This window comes from Sulfitobacter sp. TBRI5 (assembly GCF_051013555.1).
Taxonomy (GTDB): Bacteria; Pseudomonadota; Alphaproteobacteria; order Rhodobacterales; family Rhodobacteraceae; genus JL08.
Window position 1 is genome coordinate 325837 of record NZ_CP112884.1, and the last position, 19751, is coordinate 345587.

Below are 19751 nucleotides of genomic sequence, written 5' to 3' on the forward strand. Positions count from 1 at the left end.
GGAGACAGGCAGGCGCGGGCTATGAAACTTATCGTCGGATTGGGCAACCCCGGCCTAAAATATGCGGGCAACCGGCATAACATCGGGTTCATGGCGCTGGACCGGATTGCCGAAGATCACGGCTTTGGCCCTTGGAAATCGAAATTTCAGGGCGTTATCAGCGAGGGCCGTTTTGGCAGCGACAAGGTGGTTTTGCTAAAGCCTGAAACCTTCATGAACAATTCCGGCCAGTCGGTGGGCAAAGCAATGCGGTTTTACAAACTGGACCCGCAGGATGTGATTGTGCTGCACGACGAAATCGATCTGGCACCGGGCAAGGTGCGGGTCAAATCCGGCGGTGGCCATGCGGGGCACAACGGATTGCGGTCCATGCACGCGCATATCGGCGACACCTATCAACGCGTACGGCTTGGCGTCGGCCATCCCGGCCACAAAGACCGGGTGCCCGGCTATGTCCTGCATGATTTTGCCAAGGCAGATCAGGACTGGCTTGAGGATGTGTTGCGCGGCCTGTCGGACGGTGCGGCCCATCTTGCCGCAGGCGACAGCGGCAAATTCATGAATGCCGTGGCCTTGCGGGTCAATCCGCCCCGCTCCAGCACATCGGGCAAGGGGGACAGCGCACCCGACGCAAAGGCGACGCCTGCGAAAACCACGCCCGAACCAGATGCGGATACATCCGAACCCCGCTCTGCCCTGCAACGGCTGGTCGATCGGTTTCGATGAGCCTGCGTGCCGCGTTTCTCAGTCAGGCGGCCTCGTGTGAAAATCTGGGCTCCGGCTTTATGGGGCGGGTGTTGCGCCTGCTGGCTCGGGATTGGCCGGAAGATACCGAACTGGGGCAGTTATGTTCCCGCTGGCCGGGTGATCCTGGCCCCAACGGCGCGTCCCTGCCACTGCGCATTGCCGGCGGGTTGCACGCGCTGGTGCTGACCAACCGGTCCAGCGCACTTGCGGCGGTCTATCCACAGCAGCGGGTTGCCGACGATGTTCTGGGTGCGCAGGTTCTGGCCACCCTGCACGATCATGAACCTTTCCTGCTCGACTGGATCAAAAGCGCCCCCCAAACCAACGAAGTGCGCCGCAGCGCCCCTTTGATTGCCGCAGGTCACTGGCTGGCGGCACGCCATGATTTGCCGTTTGTCACATCCGAACTGGGCGCAAGCGCCGGGTTGAACCTGATGTGGGATCACTACGGGCTGACCACCGCACGCGGGCATCTGGGGCCACCGGATGCGCCGCTGACGCTGACCCCGGACTGGCAGGGTGACATGCCCGTACCTGCCGCACTGCATGTGGCAGAGCGGCGCGGCGTTGATCTGAACCCGATCAACGCGCACGATCCCGATCAGGCCCTGCGGCTGATGGCCTATCTGTGGCCTGATCAACCCCACCGCGCCCGCCTGACCCGCGCCGCCATTGCGGTTCAGAACGCCACCGTGGATCGCGGAGATGCCATCGACTGGCTGGAAACGCGCCTGAACACGGCCCCGCCGGATCACCTGCACCTGATCTATCACACCATCGCGTGGCAGTATTTTCCGCCCGATGCCGCAGAACGCGGGCGCGCTCTGATCGAAGCGGCCGGCGCGAAGGTGACCGCGCGCGCCCCGCTGGCCTGGCTGGCCTATGAAAACGATGGTGATGCCGGTGCGGGCGGCGCCGCACTTACCTTGCGTCTGTGGCCCGGCGATGTGACGCTGGCTTTGGGGCGCGCGGATTTTCACGGACGTTGGGTCAATTGGCGCGTCACCGGGGCCTAGCGCCTGCACACGGGATTGCACCGCCCGGCGCGCCATGTTCTGGTGCATGAAAACCGACTGGAGAAAAGTACACCAGATGCGCACATTCGGAAAATGGCTGGGCCGGATCCTGCTTTCGCTGCTTGTGGCGGCGATTGTTATCGGGGTCTGGAAAAAAGACGAAATCACCCGCCTGATGGCGGTGAATTCGCTGTTCAGCGCGGACAGGATCGTGGCCAATTTCAGCACGATGGACAGCGCGTTCCTGACGGTCGAGGTGCCGCGCGGCAGCGGCGCAACAACCGATCTGCCCTACGGCCCGGAAACCACCCTGCCCGATGCAGTAACCGGCTGGGTGCAAGACCGCGCCGTCACATCGCTACTGGTTTTGAAAGACGGGCAGATCGTGTTCGAAGAATATTATCTGGGTACAACGGCGGATGACCGTCGCATATCCTGGTCCGTCGCCAAAAGCTTTGTGTCGGCCCTGTTCGGCATTCTGCTGGACGAAGGCGCGATCGCGTCGCTTGACGATCCGGTGACGCAATACGCGCCGATGCTGAAAGGTGGTGCCTATGACGGCGCGACCATCCGGGATGTGTTGCAGATGGCCAGCGGCGTCACTTTTGACGAGGATTATCTGGACTTCAATTCCGACATCAACCGCATGGGGCGGGTTCTGGCCCTTGGCGGGCGGATGGATGATTTTGCCGCCGACCTGACGGAGACCTTTGTCGCGCCCGGCCAGCAATGGCAGTATGTCTCGATTGATACCCATGTGATCGGCATGGTGATCCGGGGGGCAACCGGGCGCACCATTCCCGATCTGCTGTCGGAAAAGGTGATTGCACCCTTGGGGCTGGAACAGTCGCCGCTTTACATCACCGATGGCGCGGGCACGGCCTTTGTGCTGGGCGGCCTGAACCTGACCACGCGGGATTATGCGCGCTTTGGCCAGATGTTTCTGCAAAACGGCCGCTATAACGGGCAACAGATCGTTCCGGCCGACTGGGTTGCCGCGTCAACCGCGCCCAGCGCCCCGACGAAAGCCGACGCAATCGGCTATGGCTATCAGTGGTGGGTGCCCAAGGGCGCGCCTATGGGTGAATTCATGGGGCGTGGAATTTACGGCCAGTACGTCTATGTCAACCAGAACAGCGGCGTGGTGATCGCGACCACGGGGGCCGACCGGAATTTTCGCGATGACGGTGTGAATGACGCCAATGTCGCCATGTTCCGCACCATCGCAAACAGCCTTTAGGGGGGACGACATGGAAAAGGACGACAGCATAAACGTACTGGGCGGCCCGCTTCTGATCTGCGGCACCGACCCGATGACCGGTTTCTTCCGCGATGGCCACTGCAACACCTGCGCCGCCGATCAGGGCTCGCACACCGTGTGCGCCATCATGACGGTGGAATTTCTGGCCTTTTCAAAATATGTCGGCAACGATTTAAGCACACCGCGCCCCGAATTCGGCTTTGCCGGTCTGAAAGACGGCGATGCGTGGTGCCTGTGCGCCAGCCGCTTTCTTCAGGCACATGACGAAGGCTGCGCGCCGCAGGTCAATCTGGCGGCGACCCACAAACGCGCGCTGGCGATTGTTCCGCTTGAGGTGTTGCGCCAGTACAGCGCGGGCTAAGCGCACGGTCCGCTCACGCGCCGTCAACCTGCCCCTGTCAGGGTGCCGCCCGTAGCTACATCGCTGCGCGCAGAGCCATCGCCATTCCTGCGGGAGTATCTGCAATGCGGAGAGGTTTTTCAGCGCCGTGGCCAGTTAACGCTTCAAATTCCAAGTTGCCACGTCGGCAAAACTCAGCATCGACTCGTCAACCGGTCAATACCGGTTTAAGGTTGTCTATTTCAGCGTGGACGAAATCAAAAAATAATACCACGCGCCGGGTTTGCCGAACGTTAGGATGACACAGAATGCGCCATGCCCTTGTCAGTTCCGGCACGAGATTGATGACACGTATCAAATCGGGTTCGGCATCTCCTAAAGCAACCGGCAGAGGGGCAATGCCGACACCGGATTTCGCGGCTGAAACCAGACCCAGAACACTGCTGCTGCGCGCTGCGTATTGCGCATCGGGTGCCACCCGGGAAAGCCAGATGGACAAACGGTGTTTCTGCATCTTCTCGTCGAATCCGATCAGCGGATGGGCCGCCAAATCTTCAATAGACTGCGGCACCCGCACGCGTGCAACGTAGGTTCGACTGGCATAGATACCCCAGATCGAGTCCGCAATTTTCCGCCCCACCAGAACGCCATCTTCGGTATCGCCGGACCTCAGTGCTACATCGGCCTCACCCGTCGACAGATCGACATACCTGTCGCTCAGGACGAACTCGATATGTATGTCTGTATGCGCGGTGTGAAAACGGTTGGTGAACCCGCTGTTGGTTAGCCGGGCGGCGATCGGCTCAGGACAGGTCAGCCGCAGCAAGCCCGATTTTGAAGTGTCCTCTAATTTGGCGTGGTGTTCGAATGCCGACGCCGCTGACGCGACACTTTCCGCGAAAGGTTGCAGATGTTCTCCCAGTTGAGTCAAGCGGTAGCCACTCTGATGGCGCTCGACTAACGCGCAACCGAGTTTGCGTTCGAGCTCCGCAATGCGTCGCTGTACGGTTGACTGGTTGACTCCAAGTGAACGCGCGGCAGCCAATGTGCTGCCGTGCCGCGCAACAGCAAGCAGGTGTTTCAGGTCGTTCCAATCGTACATGATGGGTGTGCCAAGAGCGCGCCGGTACCGCGATACTGCAGCACCATTGCGCAAAATAGCATATCACAGATCGCATAGCGATACGGTATGTTCTTCTCAGACCGGTCGACCGGTCAGTTTCAATCCAATGCGAGCATCAAAGAATTCTGTACCAACGGCACAGGATTTTAGTTGCTCGCTCAAACAAGGGAACATCGCAATGACAAAGATCGTTTCAGTTCCGGCCCTGCTTTTGTGTGCGTCGGTCGCCCATGCCGCCGATCCAATCCAAACCGATGCCGACAAATACAGTGTCCGGTTTGAAAATGAACGGGTTCGTGTCCTCGAGTACCTGGATGCGCCTGGCGACATAACAAAAGAACACGATCACCCCGATTTCGTGCTCTACGCGGTTAGTCCGTTTAAGCGTCTGATCACGCTTCCAGACGGGAAGACGATGATCCGGGAATTCGCCGCAGGTGATGTGCTATTCTCAAATTCGCAGACCCATGTCGGCGAAAACGTCGGTGCCACGCCCACGCATGTGATCATGATCGAATTGAAGGAGTAGCGTTTTCTACGTTTGCGACTGTCCGTCAGTCAACCGAGGGTGGTTGGCTGACAAGCCCGCGGTACGGTACGCTGCCTCAACAGCATCGCCTCAAAGCCCTTGTTCACGGTGGGCGTCCAACCGTACCTTAGACAGACGCAAAACCCGGCGTGTTTCACACCCCCCTAAGCAAACTCGCCCATTTCAAACCCCAGCGCACGGGCGACCGTAAAGATATCCTTGTCGCCGCGGCCGCACATGTTCATGCAGATCAGGTGGTCCCTGGGCAGGTCGGGGGCGATCTTCATCACGTGGGCCAGTGCGTGGCTGGGTTCCAGCGCGGGAATGATGCCTTCCATGGTGCAGCACAGCTGGAACGCCGCGAGCGCCTCGACATCGGTGATCGACACATATTGCGCGCGTCCGATATCGTGCAGCCAGGCGTGTTCCGGCCCGATGCCGGGGTAATCCAGACCCGCGGAAATGCTGAAGCCTTCCAATATCTGCCCGTCATCATCCTGCAACAGATAGGTGCGGTTGCCGTGCAGCACGCCGGGGCGGCCACCGGTCAAGGAGGCGCAATGTTCCATCTTGGCGTTGACGCCCTTGCCGCCGGCCTCGACCCCGATAATGCCGACCTCCTTGTCATCCAGAAACGGATAGAACAGGCCCATCGCGTTTGATCCGCCGCCAATCGCGGCGATCAGCGTGTCGGGAAAGCGGCCTTCGGCGGCTGTCATCTGGTCGCGCACTTCCTTGCCGATGATGCTTTGGAAATCGCGCACCATCGCGGGATAGGGATGCGGGCCGGCCACCGTGCCGATGCAATAAAACGTATCGCGCACATTGGTCACCCAGTCGCGCAGCGCATCGTTCATCGCATCCTTGAGGGTGCCGCGCCCCGATGTGACGGGCACAACCTCGGCCCCGAGCAGTTTCATCCGGAACACGTTGGGGGCCTGACGTTCGACATCATGCGCGCCCATGTAAACGATGCATTTCAGCCCGAATTTCGCACAGACGGTTGCGGTGGCCACGCCGTGCTGGCCGGCACCGGTTTCCGCGATGATCCGGGTCTTGCCCATGCGCCGCGCCAGAATGATCTGGCCCAGCACGTTGTTGATCTTGTGCGCGCCTGTGTGGTTCAACTCGTCGCGCTTCATATAGATTTTGGCGCCGCCCAGATGATCGGTCAGCCGTTCGGCAAAATAAAGCGGGCTGGGGCGACCCACATAATGGGTCCACAGATCGTTCATTTCCGCCCAGAAACTTTCGTCTGTCTTGGCCTTTTCGTATTCTTCCTCAAGGCTCAGGATCAGGGGCATCAGCGTTTCGGACACAAAGCGCCCGCCAAAGTCGCCAAAGCGGCCGTTTTCATCCGGCCCCGTCATGAAAGAATTGAAAAGATCATTTGCCATTTTGGCCTCCGCAGATCACGTCAGGTCGCGTTTATACCCGATATGCGAAGGGGTAAACCCAACGCGTTGGTAGAAGCGCGCACTATCGGTGCGCGACGCGTTCATTGTCAATTGCATCAGGCTGCATCCGGCGGCACGCGCGCGGTTTTCGGCATCGCCAATCAGCGCCTCACCGATCTGTTGGCCGCGCATGTCGCTCGCCACCCGGACGCTTTCGATCTGGGCGCGGCGCGCGGCGCGCAGGGACAGGCCGCGAATGAATGTCAGCTGATAGGTCACTACGATCCGGCCATCACTTTCGCCCACAATCAGATGATTGTGGCCTTCGGATTGCATCTGGTGAAAGGCGGCAATGTAGTCGTCCATGTCCAGCCCTTCGCGCGCCTGCCCCAGCATGTCATCGCGCAACAGGGCCACGACCGCGGGCACATCCGCCACCCCGGCCAACCTGAACACCACGCTCATGCCGCGTGCGCGGCGTCCAGAAACGCCACGATTTTCGCAGGATCCTTGATCCCCGGCGCGCTTTCGATGCCCGAGGCAACATCGACCTGAACAGCGCCTGTCATCCGGATCGCTTCGGCGACGTTCTGAGCGGTCAGACCACCGGCCAGCATCCACGGCACCGGCCAGCGGCGCCCGGCAATCAGGCGCCAGTCAAAGGCCAGACCGTTGCCGCCCGGCAATTCGGCCATCTTTGGCGGCTTGGCATCCACCATGATCTGATCGGCCACACGGTTGTAGACATCCAGCGCCTCCAGATCACCGGCATCGGCCACGCCGATCACCTTCATCACCGGCAAACCGTAACGCGCCTTGATCTCGGCCACACGCTCGGGCGTTTCGCTGCCATGAAGTTGCAACATATCGACAGGTACAGCCGTCGTCAGCGCATCCAGCATCGCATTGTCCGCGTTGACCGTCAGCGCAACCTTGCAGATGCCAGCGGGCACAGCGGCCGCAAGGTCTGCCGCCTTTTGAAAATCGACATAGCGCGGCGATTTGGGGAAAAAGTTGAACCCGATATAGGCCGCGCCCGATTTGGCCGCCACGGCAATATCCGACGGCAGTGTCAGGCCGCACAATTTTACGCGGATCCGGGATGTCATCTGTCAGGTGGCCTTTGATCGGTTGCGGGTCAGCGTGCGTCTTCCAGCAGGGCAAGCACCTCGTCTTTACCCTCGTGCTTCTCGCCTTTCAACTTGGTCACTTCACGCTCCAGCTTGCGCACCTCGCGTGATTTGCGTGTCGCTTCGGCGCGGTGTTTGTATTCGCGCATCCATTCCCAGACAAATCCGATGATCAGCCCCGCCACGATGCCGCCGAAAATGATGACAAACAGCGGCAGATCGACACTGTGGCGCAATCCCAGCGGATCGGGCAGGCCTTCGGGCATCGTGCTGACCGTGACGTGCGTACGATTGGCCAGCGCAAGGCAGACAAGAACAATGGCCAGAGTGGCCAGAAACGCATAGCGGATATAGCGCATTACCTGTTTTACTTTCCGTTCAGACGGTCACGCAGCAGTTTTCCGGTCTTGAAGAACGGCACGTGTTTTTCCTCGACCTGCACTGTTTCGCCAGTGCGCGGATTGCGCCCGACGCGCGCATCGCGTTTCTTGACAGAGAACGCGCCGAAACCGCGCAGTTCGACACGATCGCCCCGTGCCATTGCATTGGTGATCTCGTCAAAGATCGTGTTCACAATTCGTTCGACATCCCGTTGGTACAAGTGCGGGTTGTCGTCTGCAATTTTTTGAATCAGTTCCGACCGGATCATCGGTTGGTCCCCCCGAGGTGTGGTTTCTTTTTTTCGTTCCGAGTTCTTTCAAACTATAGGAACAAACCTGCGCCGCGGAAACAATAAGCACGATAATGTAGCAAAAATAATGCCTTATACGCGTGAAATCCGGTCACATTCTACCATGTGAAGGCATCAAAGCGCCAAGTTGGGCACCGATTGTTGAATGCCGCGTTGCGGCGCCACCGTTTTTGACCAAAACGATTCGCGATAAAAAACGGCCCCGCACGCGATGTGCGGGGCCGTATCACTCAACGCCGGAATGGCGTCAGGTCTTATTCGTCGCCCTTCAGGGCCGCGCCCAGAATGTCGCCCAGCGATGCGCCGGAATCCGAGCTGCCGTATTGCTGGACAGCTTCTTTTTCCTCTGCAATCTCGCGCGCCTTAATCGACACGCCCAGACGGCGGGTTTTCGCGTCGACATTGGTGATGCGCACATCAACCTTGTCACCCACGCTGAACCGCTCGGGGCGCTGTTCGGCACGATCACGCGACAGGTCAGAGCGGCGGATGAAGGATTTCATGCCTTCATATTCCACTTCGATGCCGCCATCTTCGATCGACGTTACTGTCACGGTCACGATCGATCCGCGTTTCACGCCGCCCACCGCTTCTGCGAACTTGTCACCGCCCAAGGCTTTGACCGACAGTGAAATGCGTTCTTTTTCCACATCCACTTCGGACACGACCGCCTGCACCATGTCGCCCTTGTGATAGGACTGGATCGCGTCTTCGCCGCGCTCGTCCCAGCTCAGGTCGGACAGGTGAACCATGCCGTCGATGTCGCCTTCGAGACCGATGAACAGACCGAATTCGGTGATGTTCTTGACTTCGCCTTCGACTTCGGTGCCCTCGGGGTGGGTTTCTGCAAACACTTCCCACGGGTTGCGCTGTGTCTGTTTCAGACCCAGGGAAACGCGGCGCTTGGCGCTGTCGATTTCCAGAACCATGACTTCGACTTCCTGGCTGGTCGAAACGATCTTGCCGGGATGTACGTTTTTCTTGGTCCACGACATTTCCGAAACGTGCACCAGACCTTCGACACCGGGTTCCAGCTCAACAAACGCACCGTAGTCGGTGATGTTGGTCACGCGGCCTGTGTGGGTCGATCCCAGCGGGTACTTGCCAGCCACCAGATCCCAAGGATCTTCCTGCAACTGCTTCATACCAAGGGAAATCCGGTGGGTTTCCTTGTTGATCTTGATGACCTGCACCTTGATCGTTTCACCGATTGTCAGAATTTCCGACGGGTGGTTCACACGGCGCCATGCCATGTCGGTAACGTGCAGCAGGCCGTCAACACCGCCCAGATCAACGAACGCACCGTATTCGGTGATGTTCTTGACCACACCGTCGACTTCCTGGCCTTCGGTCAGGTTGCCGATGACTTCGGCGCGCTGTTCGGCACGGGATTCTTCAAGGATGGCACGACGCGACACAACGATGTTGCCACGGCGGCGGTCCATTTTCAGAACCTGGAACGGCTGCTTCAGACCCATCAGCGGGCCGGCATCGCGCACCGGGCGCACATCGACCTGCGAACCGGGAAGGAACGCAACCGCCCCGCCCAGATCGACTGTAAAGCCGCCTTTGACACGACCAAAGATCGCGCCTTCGACACGCTCTTCTTTTTCGTAGGCTTTTTCCAGACGGTCCCAGGCTTCTTCGCGGCGGGCCATTTCACGCGAAATAACGGCTTCGCCGCGCGCGTTCTCGACCTGACGCAGGTACACTTCTACTTCGTCGCCAACGGCGATTTCAGGAGCTTCCCCGGGATTTGCGAATTCTTTAAGTTCAACGCGGCCTTCCATTTTGTAGCCGACGTCGATGATGGCTTGTCCCGCTTCGATCGCGATGACCTTGCCTTTAACGACAGACCCTTCTTCGGGTGTGTCCATTTCGAAGCTTTCGTTCAAAAGGGCTTCGAATTCGTCCATAGATGTTGATTGAGCCATGTGGTCTCTGGTTTCCTAATCTAGCGTTTATACGGGCCGAACGGTTGTCTCCGCCGGTCTTTGGGTTTCAGTTGGTCACGGGCTTTGGTCCAAATAAACGAAGGGCCGGCGTATTCCCCCGACCCTGCTCATATATGTCTGCGATCTGGACCGCCGCTTAGACGAGGCGGGGTATAGGTCAGCTTTGCCTTGTTGGCAAGGGGGTTCGGCCATGTTGGCCAGGTTGCGCCGGCACAAGGATCGGCGGGTGAATACACCAGCGCAGCGCCGCGACAGGCAGGGCCGCGCCGTCTGTGTTTGCAACCGATAGACCGAAGCCGGAACTTGATGTAATATCTGGCGTTACTGGCGTTGTTACGCAGGTTCAGGTTCGGGCAGTCCACTTGATGGTAATGTGACCAAAGCAGATGCAAATATCCCGCCGCAGGCACGGTTCCGGCCTGCGTTACCGGGCTGGCGCGCCATATGTGGCGCGGCATTGTTTCTATTCGCCGCTTCGGGGCACGCCGGGGCGCAGGAATTCTATACCCTCAAGGGCCATGGCGGCCCGATCAAGGGCATCGCGGCGGCCGGTGACGGTACGATCCTGACGGCCAGTTTTGACAACACCGTCGGGCTGTGGCGCAACGGGGCGCCGACATGGCTGGACGGGCATGATGCGGCGGTGAATGCGGTTGTCTATCTGGGCGATGGCAGGGTGGTTTCGGCGGGGGATGATTATTCCATTCGCCTGTGGGACAGCGCGGCAGGCACCTCGCGGCTCTTGGGGCGGCATGCAGCGAAGATCCTGCAACTGGCGGTGTCACCGGATGGTAAATACGTGGCCTCGGCCAGCTGGGACAGAACCGCGCGGGTCTGGCCGCTAAAGGGCGATGCGCCACCGGTGGAAATGCGCGGCCACGGCAATATCGTGAACGATGTCGTGTTTTCAGGCGACGGCACACAGCTGATTACCGCGTCCGGCGATGGCACGTTGCGGGTGTGGAACACGGCGACAGGCGCGGTGGAACGGCTGCTGGTGGAACACGGGTTCGGCATCAATGCGATCGAACTGGCCCCTGATGACAACTGGATCGCCTATGGCGCAGTTGATGGCGGCACCCGCGTGCTGTCCCTGCCAGACGGAGAAGTTCTGGGCGATTTCACGCTGGGTCACCGCCCGATACTGGCACTGGCCCAGCACGCCGGAACCGCGCGGATCGCGGTGGGCGATGGTCAGGGCTATATCATGATGGTCGATACGGAAAACTGGCGGGTCGCGGATGATTTCCAGGCCTCGACCAGCGGGCCGGTCTGGGCGCTGGCATTTTCACCGGACGGGCAGAACATCCACGCGGGCGGGCTGGACAATGCGATGTACAGCTGGCCGGTGAACAATATGGTCAAGGCCAACCAGATGGCCGCCGGGCAACGCAGCTATCAGACCCCGCCCGAAGAAATGAGCAATGGCGAACGCCAGTTCCAGCGCAAATGTTCGATCTGCCACACGCTGGGCCCCGACAGCGAACGCCGCGCCGGGCCGACACTGTATCAGGTGTTCGGGCGCCCCGCCGGTACGATCGACGGGTATTCCTATTCGGACACGCTGAAAACCTCGGATATCATCTGGTCCGAAACCACCATTGATCTGCTGTTCGATCACGGCCCCGATGATTATATTCCCGGATCGAAAATGCCGCTGCAACGCATCACATCCGCCGCCGACCGCGCCGACCTGATCGCGTTCCTGAAGACCAGCACCACGCCAGAGTGATTTCGAAACCCGCACTCTGGTGCCGACTCAGTTCAACCCGACCAAGCCGGAAAGACACGCCATGGCAGCCTATGCGATTTTTGACGTCGAAATCCACGATGCCGAGCAATATCAAAGCTTTATGCTTGGCGTGAAACCCGCGCTTGAAGCGGCAGGTGCGAAATATCTGTCACGCGGCGGGGCGCACAAGGTTTATGAGGGCGATTGGGAGCCGCGCCGGATCGTGCTGCTTGAATTCCCTTCGGTCGCGCATTTCGAGAGTTTCTACAACAGCGCAACCTATCAGGGTCTCAAATCAATCCGTGATGCGTGCAGTTCCGCCCGGCTTGTCAGTGTCGAAGGGATCGATCCGGGCCAATAGCGGCCCAGGCGTGCCCTAGATTTCTTCGCCCTTTTCCAACAACCGGTCGATCAGCTGGCGCTGTAACGGAACGGAATCGCCGCCCCCGAACTGCATCGCCCCGCCGGTGTAAAGCGATCCATAGGTCTGGGCGACATTCACCGTCTGGCCGATGCCCGAAATGAACTGATCCCGCTCCAGCGGCGACAACGGGTGGATGAAAACCGCCCACAAACGCCCCTGCGCCACGGCATATCGCGCATCCAGCGCGCTGTCGAAATTGGCCTGCATAAGGCGCTGCCATTCCGCCGCATCAATATCTTCGGCCAGACGGATCGGCACCATCGCGCGCATCCGGTCGGCGCGCGGATCGGTGATGATCAGGATCGGCACATCGTCTATCGACAACTCGAACGCGGGCCCCATCTGTTTTGCTTCGGGATCAAGCGCCATCACGATCTGCGCCATACGGTCCAGCGTCATCGGTGGTTCCGTGGTCGGGGCGTCCTCTTGCGCCTGCGCAAGGCGCGCAACGCCCCCCGCAAACAGCAGCGCCAGAATAAGGGTGCGCATGATCTATCCTTTCGCCGTGGTTTCGCAATTCACCCTAGCCTGCCGACGGTTCAATCCCAAACCACACTTTGGTGAGGCATTTTGCCCGCATCGCCTAAGCGGCTGGATCGAAACCGCTTTGCGCTGTAGCGTTTTGCACAGTTCAAACGGAGACGCCTGAATGGAACTTACACTGGAATCGGCGTTTTCGACGGGCGGGCTTGTCGGGCACACGTCTTATCTGTTGCTGGTCGCATCGATGCTGATGCGCGATATCACCCGGTTGCGCATACTGGTGATCGCCTCGGCCCTCGTGGCCATCACCTATGATACGATCTGGCTCAAGGATCCGATCGGCGTATTCTGGGAAACGCTGCTGGTTACGGTCAACGTGGTGCAGATCGCCCTGATCTGGAACAAGAACCGACGCACAAGATTCAACGCGGACGAACAGGCGCTGGTCAATGCACGCCTGTCGCGGCTGGACCCGCATTTTGCGCGCGCGATCCTGAACATGGGGTTCTGGGCCGATGGCACAGCGGGCACCGAACTGACCCGGCAGAACCGGCCGGTGCGCTTTCTGGTGTACCTGCTGTCCGGACAGGTTGATATCATGTGCGATGGTCACAAGGTCGGCACCTGTGGTCCGGGCAACTTCATCGGCGAAATGTCCCTGCTGGACAACAGCAACGCGTCCGCCACGGCGGTGGTTGCCGCGCCGTCGCGCTACTGGATGATCCCGACATATGAAATCCGCAAAATGCGCGTCGTCGCGCCGGAACTGGCTGAAGCGATCGAAATGGGCATCGCGCAGGATCTCAAAACCAAGATACTGGCGCTGAACGCACGACCCAAAGCCACCGGTTAGCCAGACGCATGGTTGCGCCACAATAATTTCATACAATCCTGACTTGAAAGCAGGCAGGATCAATCTATCATCCCAATATTATATTTTCAAAACAGGAGGGTATGCCAAAATTTTTTATAAATCTGTTACAATTTCTGCATGTTGCATCACCATGTTCTGTGCCGTGTTTGCGTCGGCACAGGATACGTCGCGCCCCAATATCCTGGTGATCTGGGGGGATGATATCGGCTGGCAGAACCTGTCTGCCTACGGGGCCGGAACGATGGGTTATACCACCCCCAATATCGACCGGATCGCCAATGAAGGCATCCGGTTTACCGATCACTATGCCCAGCCCAGTTGCACAGCAGGACGCGCGGCGTTCATCACGGGCCAGTATCCGATCCGGTCCGGCATGACGACAGTGGGGCAGCCGGGATCGCCGCTTGGGCTTCAGGCGGCGTCGCCTACTTTGTCCGAAGAACTGAAGGATATCGGCTATCGGACCGGCCATTTCGGCAAGAACCATCTGGGGGACCGCAACGAACATCTGCCCACTCTACACGGGTTTGATGAGTTTTTTGGCAACCTTTATCACCTGAACACGCAGGAAGAATCCGAACAGCGCGACTATCAGCGCTTCGGGGAACAATTTGCCGGTTCGCTTGAGGCATATGAAGAACGGTTCGGAACGCGCGGCGTGATCCACAGCTTTGCAACCGACACGTTTGACGAAACCGAGCACCCCCGTTTCGGCGTGGTCGGCAACCAGACCATCGAAGATACCGGCCCGCTGACGCAAGAGCGGATGAAAATGTTTGACGAAGCCGAGGTTATTCCGTTGGCCAAGCAATTCATGGCCAACGCACAAGAGGCGAACGAGCCGTTTTTTGTCTGGCTCAACACCAGCCGGATGCATCTTTACACCCGTCTGAACGAAGAATGGCGCTATGCCGCGGAAGAGTTCACATCCGAGGCCGACATGCATGGATCAGGCATGTTGCAACACGACCATGATATCGGTCTGGTGCTTGACTGGCTTGACGAACGCGGACTGAGCGACAACACAATCGTCTGGTATTCCACCGATAACGGGCCGGAACATTCATCCTGGCCACACGGGGCCACAACCCCGTTCCGCGGCGAAAAGATGACAACCTATGAAGGCGGCGTGCGCGTGCCTTCGATGATCCGCTGGCCCGGTATTTTGCCCGAACGGACAACACTGAACGGGATGCAGGCGCATCAGGACATGTTCACGACACTGGCCGCTGCTGCCGGTATCGAGGACGTGGCCGCAAAAGTGCTGCAAGAGGACGACCAGTTCATCGACGGTATCAACAACCTTGCGTACTGGAAGGGCGAACAGGACAACACAAACCGCACGCATATCTTTCACTATTATGAAAGCATCATGACAGCGGTGCGAATGGGGCCGTGGAAGTTCCATTTCTCGACCAAGGAAGACTATTATGCCAACGTCGTGCCGCGCACGGTGCCCCTGGTCTTTAACATCCGTCAGGATCTGTTCGAAAGCTATGACACCACAGACGCCTACGGGCATCTGATGCAAAAAGTATCGTGGTTGATCCAGCCGATGGGCGTGTTGATGGGCCAGCGCCTGCAAACGCTGGCCGAGTACCCGCCGGTGCAGGGCGGAACTTCGTTCAATATGTCCAATATCGTCGAAGATTTCATGAGCAAGGGTATGCAGTAACCCGTCTGAAACAATGGTCGCGCGTTCGGGAACCAGCCGGGCGCGCGGCTTTTTCACTTTTTCCTTTGTCGTGGTTTCAATGAACGGTGCGATCCACGATGTGTCATCGCAAAGTGTAGGGCGTATGTTGATGCGGTTCTAAATCGCTCTGGTCGCCTGCACGGCTGCAATCGCAGTGGCGACAGCTTCGTCAATGCTCAGCTCGGACGTATCAAGAACAACTGCCCCATCAGCAGGGATCAGGGGGGCTGTGGCGCGGTCGCTGTCGCGCGCATCGCGGCTTTGCACATCGGCCAGAACAGCCTCCAGCGTCACCTCGTGGCCCTTGGCCAGCAGTTCGTCATAACGGCGGCGCGCGCGCACTTCGGCGCTGGCAGTGACAAACAGTTTCACCTCGGCCTCAGGGCAGATGACCGTGCCGATGTCGCGCCCGTCCAGTACCGCACCACCCGGACGGCGGGCGAAACTGCGCTGGAAATCGGTCAGCGCGGCGCGCACATCGGGCAACACCGCGACACGGCTGGCGGCCTGTGCCACATCGGGGGTGCGCAGGCGGGCATTTTCCAGATCGACCGGATCAAGGTTGCGCGCCGCCTCGACCGGGTCGGCCCCGTCCAGCGTTTTGGCCCCGACTGCACGGTACAACAGACCGGTATCCAGATGGGCAAAGCGGAAATGCGCGGCGACTGCCTTGGAAATCGTGCCCTTGCCGGCAGCGGCAGGGCCGTCGATGGCGACGGTAAAGCTCATCCCGGATCGCGCGTGATCTGCGCGCCCAACCGGGCCATAAGTGGTTCGAATATCGGAAAGGACGTGGCAATCGGCGATCCGTCATCCAGTTGCACGGGTTGCTCTGTGGCCATGCCCAGCACCATGAACGACATGGCAATCCGGTGATCCAGATGGCTGGCACAACGCGCGCCGCCCTCAACGGTTTTGCCGCCGGTCACCACCCACCAATCGGGTCCGTCTTCAACGGTGACGCCGCAGGCGCGCAGGCCGGTGGCCATGGCATCGATCCGGTCGCTTTCCTTGACCCGCAATTCCTTGACGCCGCGCATTTCGGTGTCGCCCTGCGCAAAGGCCGCCACGACAGACAGGATCGGGTATTCGTCGATCATGCTGGCCGCGCGTTCGGGCGGCACGGCGATGCCTTTCATATCCGGCGAATAGCGCGCGCGCAGGTCGGCGACGGGTTCGCCGCCTTCAAGGCGTTCGTTTTCATAGGTCAGATCGGCGCCCATGTCGCGCAGGGTGATGAACAGGCCCGCGCGCGTCGGGTTCAGACCGATATTGGGGATCAGAACGTCCGACCCCGGCACGATCAGTGCTGCACAGACCGGAAACGCCGCGCTGGACGGATCACGCGGTACGGTAATGGTTTGCGGTTGCAGTTCGGGTTGCCCGGTCAGGGTGATCACGCGGCCTTCTTCGGTGACTTCGGTTGTGATCTCGGCGCCGAAACCTGCCAGCATACGTTCGGTGTGATCGCGCGTGGCTTCTTTTTCGATCACGACGGTCTGGCCCGGCGCATTCAGCCCCGCCAGCAGCACCGCCGACTTCACCTGCGCCGACGGCATCGGCACGGTATAGCGCACCGGCACAGGATTGGCCGCGCCGACAATCGTCATCGGCAACCGCCCGCCCGAACGCCCGACAGACACCGCACCGAACAGGGCAATCGGATCGGTCACACGCGCCATGGGGCGTTTGTTCAGACTGGCATCGCCGGAAAAGGTTGCGGTGATCGGGCACGTTGCCATCGCACCCATGATCAGGCGCACGCTGGTGCCAGAATTACCGCAGTCAATCACCCAGTCCGGCTCGGCAAACCCACCCACGCCAACGCCATGCACCGACCAGTTGCCATGGCCCAGATCGGTCACTTCGGCCCCGAAGGCGCGCATCGCGGCGGCGGTATCCAGCACATCTTCGCCTTCAAGCAGGCCGGAAATCCGGGTTTCGCCCACCGCCATCGCCCCAAGGATCAGCGACCGATGGGAAATGGATTTGTCGCCCGGCACATCGGCCACACCCGTCAGCGGACCGCAGGCGGCAGAGGTCATCGGGATCGGCGTGGCATGGCTGGACATGGGGTACGGTCTTTCCTGCGAAGTGGTATTTGGGCAGGCTTAGCCAATCGGGCCGGACGGGTCCAGCGCAGAACGTCCGGTGGCCGGCCCTAGCTACGGCGGAACGTCAGATAATGCGGCGGCCGGCCTTCGCGCAGCGCCTTTTGTTCATAGCGCGTTGAAATCCAGTCGGGCCAGGGCGTGTGAATATCGGCCTTTACGCGCTCGAACCCGGCGGCTGGCACCTCTTCCAGCGTCTGGCGCACGTAATCCTCGATGTCGGTGGCCACACGAAACAGCGCTCCCGGTTTCATCACCCGCGCCAGCGGTCCCAGATGTTCGGGGGTGACAAACCGGCGGCGATGGTGGCGCGTTTTCGGCCAGGGATCAGGATAAAGAAGGAACGCACGCTCGATCGATGCATCGGGCAGCACATCGAACATATCGCGCACATCACCGGGAAACACGTTCAGGTTTTCAACGCCGGCCTTGCGGATCTTGCCCAAAAGCATGGCCACGCCGTTGATATAGGGCTCGCACCCGATGATCCCGACATCGGGGTTCCGGCTGGCCTGATGCACCATGTGTTCCCCACCGCCAAAGCCGATTTCCAGCCAGACCGGTTTGCCGTTGAAACGGGCGTTCAGCTCAAGCGGCAGGCGTTTGGGGTTTTCATCCCATCCCACCGGGCCGGGCGACAGGCGCGCCAGATCCTGATCCAGATAGGTTTTCTGGCTGTCGCGCAGGGCCTGCCCTTTCAGGCGGCCATAGAAATTGCGGTGCGGGCGATCTGGATATGTCATGAGCGCGGGTTTAGCGACAGTTGCAGACAGGAGCAACGGGGGGCAAAGCCGGTTGCGCCGGATCAGTCGCGCATCCACATCCCGTGATGTTTTCCGTCCTTGTCCAACCGTTCAAAGCCGTGTGCGCCAAAGAAATCGCGCTGCGCCTGTATCATGTTGGTGCTGCCGCGACCGTGCCGCATGGTGTCGTACCACGAAAGCGCACCGGAGAGGGCCGGAACCGGCACGCCCGCAAGCGCGGCCTGTGCCACCACGCGGCGCAGCGGGCCGATGGACGCAGCCAGCATGTCAACCATGCGGGGCGCCAGAATCATGTGCCCGAACGGCATGTCGCTGCGCAGGGCAGCGGCAAAATCATCCAGCAGCGCCGAGCGGATGATACAGCCCGCCCGCCAGATTTCTGCGATCCGCGCCAGATCAAGCGACCAGCCAAACTCATCCGATGCCGCCTGAAGCAGGCGAAACCCCTGCGCATGGGCCAGAATACGCCCGGCCAGCATCGCATTTTCAAGATCTGCGTCCTGCGGAACGGCCGCAGGTTGCGCATCAGCAGCCAACACGGTTTCGCCCGCCTGACGCGCGTCTTTTTCCGATGACCAGCCGCGCGCGGCAATCGCCGCCTCAATCGCGCTGGCCGACTGGCCCAGTTTCAGCGCCTCGATCACGGTCCAGCGGCCAGTGCCTTTTTGCCCGGCCTTGTCCAGAATCACATCCACCATCGGGTGCCCGGTTTCGGGATCGACCGATTGCAGAACACGGGCCGAAATATTCATCAGATAGGATTGCAGCGGTCCTGCGTTCCAGCGCGCGAACACCTCGCCGATTTGCGGCGCATTGCGCCCTGCCCCATCCCGCAACAGGCCGTAAAGTTCGGCGATCATCTGCATGTCGGCATATTCGATACCGTTGTGCACGGTTTTCACGAAATGCCCCGCGCCATCGGGGCCAACATGGGCCACGCAAGGGTCGCCCTTGTATTTGGCGGCAATCGCCTCGGCCATGGGTTTGAGCTGCACCCAGCTGTGATCGCTGCCCCCCACCATCATCGACGGACCGTGGCGTGCGCCTTCTTCCCCGCCAGATACGCCCATGCCGACAAAGTGGATGCCACTGCCCTGCAAGGCGGCATCGCGGGCCCGCGTCGCGTTGAAATCGGCGTTGCCACCATCAATGATCGTGTCCCCGTCTGACAGCAGCGGCGTGACAGCGGCAATCATCGCATCCATCGGTGCGCCGGACGGGATCATGAACAGGATGGTGCGCGGGGTTTTCAGCGCGGCCACGAACTGTTCCAGCGTTGCCGCGGGCACCAGATGCTGTGCCAGCGGGCCGGCTTCGCTGACAAAATCGGCGATCCAGTCGGTTTCGCGGTTGGTCACGGCCACGCGAAACCCATGATCCGCAAGGTTCAGCGCCAGCGCGCTGCCCATGGTGCCAAGGCCGTAAACCCCGATATCCGCCTGTGCCATGTGCCGTGCGCCCTTGTCGTTCATGTTTGC

Annotated in this window: 21 protein-coding genes; 9 read left to right on the forward strand and 12 right to left on the reverse strand. The window is 60.1% G+C overall.

What is annotated here, in order from left to right; translation table 11 throughout:
* Nucleotides 1-21: 21 nt before the first annotated feature.
* The 4 genes from pth to OLX72_RS01745 all read left to right on the forward strand — a co-directional run bounded on the left by pth (nucleotide 22) and on the right by OLX72_RS01745 (nucleotide 3385).
* Complete coding sequence (pth, locus tag OLX72_RS01730) at nucleotides 22-726, forward strand: aminoacyl-tRNA hydrolase (protein ID WP_433989651.1); 705 nt, start codon at nucleotides 22-24, stop codon at nucleotides 724-726.
* Complete coding sequence (locus OLX72_RS01735; protein ID WP_433989652.1) at nucleotides 723-1763, forward strand: DUF2332 domain-containing protein; 1041 nt, start codon at nucleotides 723-725, stop codon at nucleotides 1761-1763. The genes pth and OLX72_RS01735 overlap by 4 nt, the downstream gene beginning before the upstream one ends.
* 76 nt (nucleotides 1764-1839) lie before the next feature.
* A complete protein-coding gene (locus OLX72_RS01740) occupies nucleotides 1840-3003 on the forward strand; it encodes a serine hydrolase domain-containing protein (protein ID WP_433989653.1) in 1164 nt (387 codons plus the stop codon).
* A 10-nt stretch (nucleotides 3004-3013) separates the two neighbouring features.
* The gene (locus OLX72_RS01745) at nucleotides 3014-3385 is read left to right on the forward strand and encodes a DUF2237 family protein (protein ID WP_114869126.1); all 372 of its coding nucleotides are present in this window, start codon (nucleotides 3014-3016) and stop codon (nucleotides 3383-3385) included.
* 187 nt (nucleotides 3386-3572) lie between these two features.
* On the opposite strand, the gene OLX72_RS01750 is transcribed toward OLX72_RS01745, so the two are convergent.
* Nucleotides 3573-4466 (reverse strand): LysR family transcriptional regulator, encoded by an 894-nt coding sequence (locus OLX72_RS01750; protein WP_114869125.1) that lies wholly within the window; start codon nucleotides 4464-4466, stop codon nucleotides 3573-3575.
* A 199-nt stretch (nucleotides 4467-4665) separates the two neighbouring features.
* On the opposite strand from OLX72_RS01750, the gene OLX72_RS01755 reads away from it, so the two are divergent.
* Complete coding sequence (locus OLX72_RS01755; protein ID WP_114869124.1) at nucleotides 4666-5016, forward strand: cytoplasmic protein; 351 nt, start codon at nucleotides 4666-4668, stop codon at nucleotides 5014-5016.
* Nucleotides 5017-5180: 164 nt separating this feature from the next.
* Here the strand turns inward: OLX72_RS01755 and trpB are convergent, their stop codons facing one another.
* The 6 genes from trpB to rpsA all read right to left on the reverse strand — a co-directional run bounded on the left by trpB (nucleotide 5181) and on the right by rpsA (nucleotide 10168).
* Nucleotides 5181-6413, reverse strand: coding sequence for a tryptophan synthase subunit beta (gene trpB, locus OLX72_RS01760; RefSeq protein ID WP_114869123.1), 1233 nt, complete (start codon nucleotides 6411-6413; stop codon nucleotides 5181-5183).
* Nucleotides 6414-6428: 15 nt separating this feature from the next.
* Nucleotides 6429-6878, reverse strand: coding sequence for an N-acetyltransferase family protein (locus OLX72_RS01765; protein WP_433989654.1), 450 nt, complete (start codon nucleotides 6876-6878; stop codon nucleotides 6429-6431).
* A complete protein-coding gene (locus tag OLX72_RS01770) occupies nucleotides 6875-7522 on the reverse strand; it encodes a phosphoribosylanthranilate isomerase (protein ID WP_114869121.1) in 648 nt (215 codons plus the stop codon). The genes OLX72_RS01765 and OLX72_RS01770 overlap by 4 nt, the downstream gene beginning before the upstream one ends.
* 29 nt (nucleotides 7523-7551) lie before the next feature.
* The gene (locus tag OLX72_RS01775) at nucleotides 7552-7902 is read right to left on the reverse strand and encodes a lipopolysaccharide assembly protein LapA domain-containing protein (protein WP_114869120.1); all 351 of its coding nucleotides are present in this window, start codon (nucleotides 7900-7902) and stop codon (nucleotides 7552-7554) included.
* Nucleotides 7903-7910: 8 nt separating this feature from the next.
* The gene (ihfB, locus tag OLX72_RS01780; RefSeq protein WP_114869119.1) at nucleotides 7911-8192 is read right to left on the reverse strand and encodes an integration host factor subunit beta; all 282 of its coding nucleotides are present in this window, start codon (nucleotides 8190-8192) and stop codon (nucleotides 7911-7913) included.
* 296 nt (nucleotides 8193-8488) lie between these two features.
* Nucleotides 8489-10168, reverse strand: a complete 1680-nt coding sequence (rpsA, locus tag OLX72_RS01785) for a 30S ribosomal protein S1 (RefSeq protein WP_433989655.1) — start codon at nucleotides 10166-10168, stop codon at nucleotides 8489-8491.
* 394 nt (nucleotides 10169-10562) lie between these two features.
* Between rpsA and OLX72_RS01790 the strand changes: the two genes are divergently transcribed.
* Together OLX72_RS01790 and OLX72_RS01795 are read left to right on the forward strand one after the other, a co-directional pair.
* On the forward strand, nucleotides 10563-11921 hold the full coding sequence (locus OLX72_RS01790) for a c-type cytochrome (RefSeq protein WP_368073730.1): 1359 nt from the start codon (nucleotides 10563-10565) through the stop codon (nucleotides 11919-11921).
* 61 nt (nucleotides 11922-11982) lie between these two features.
* A complete protein-coding gene (locus tag OLX72_RS01795) occupies nucleotides 11983-12282 on the forward strand; it encodes a DUF1330 domain-containing protein (RefSeq protein ID WP_114869117.1) in 300 nt (99 codons plus the stop codon).
* Between the two features lie 15 nt (nucleotides 12283-12297).
* Here OLX72_RS01795 and OLX72_RS01800 read toward each other — a convergent pair whose 3' ends face one another.
* Entirely contained in the window at nucleotides 12298-12834 is a 537-nt protein-coding gene (locus tag OLX72_RS01800) for a hypothetical protein (protein ID WP_433989656.1), read from the reverse strand.
* A gap of 160 nt (nucleotides 12835-12994) precedes the next feature.
* Between OLX72_RS01800 and OLX72_RS01805 the strand changes: the two genes are divergently transcribed.
* Nucleotides 12995-13681 carry a cyclic nucleotide-binding domain-containing protein gene (locus OLX72_RS01805; RefSeq protein ID WP_114869116.1) on the forward strand — a complete coding sequence of 229 codons (687 nt, stop codon included), beginning with the start codon at nucleotides 12995-12997 and terminating at the stop codon, nucleotides 13679-13681.
* Nucleotides 13682-13832: 151 nt separating this feature from the next.
* A complete protein-coding gene (locus tag OLX72_RS01810; RefSeq protein ID WP_433989657.1) occupies nucleotides 13833-15377 on the forward strand; it encodes an arylsulfatase in 1545 nt (514 codons plus the stop codon).
* A 138-nt stretch (nucleotides 15378-15515) separates the two neighbouring features.
* Here OLX72_RS01810 and cmk read toward each other — a convergent pair whose 3' ends face one another.
* The 4 genes from cmk to gndA form a co-directional block, all read right to left on the reverse strand.
* Nucleotides 15516-16127, reverse strand: coding sequence for a (d)CMP kinase (cmk, locus tag OLX72_RS01815; protein ID WP_114869115.1), 612 nt, complete (start codon nucleotides 16125-16127; stop codon nucleotides 15516-15518).
* Nucleotides 16124-17470, reverse strand: a complete 1347-nt coding sequence (gene aroA / locus OLX72_RS01820) for a 3-phosphoshikimate 1-carboxyvinyltransferase (RefSeq protein ID WP_433989658.1) — start codon at nucleotides 17468-17470, stop codon at nucleotides 16124-16126. The genes cmk and aroA overlap by 4 nt, the downstream gene beginning before the upstream one ends.
* A gap of 89 nt (nucleotides 17471-17559) precedes the next feature.
* Nucleotides 17560-18252, reverse strand: coding sequence for a tRNA (guanosine(46)-N7)-methyltransferase TrmB (gene trmB, locus OLX72_RS01825; protein WP_433989659.1), 693 nt, complete (start codon nucleotides 18250-18252; stop codon nucleotides 17560-17562).
* 62 nt (nucleotides 18253-18314) lie between these two features.
* Nucleotides 18315-19721 carry an NADP-dependent phosphogluconate dehydrogenase gene (gene gndA / locus OLX72_RS01830; RefSeq protein WP_433989660.1) on the reverse strand — a complete coding sequence of 469 codons (1407 nt, stop codon included), beginning with the start codon at nucleotides 19719-19721 and terminating at the stop codon, nucleotides 18315-18317.
* Between the last annotated feature and the right edge of the window lie 30 nt (nucleotides 19722-19751).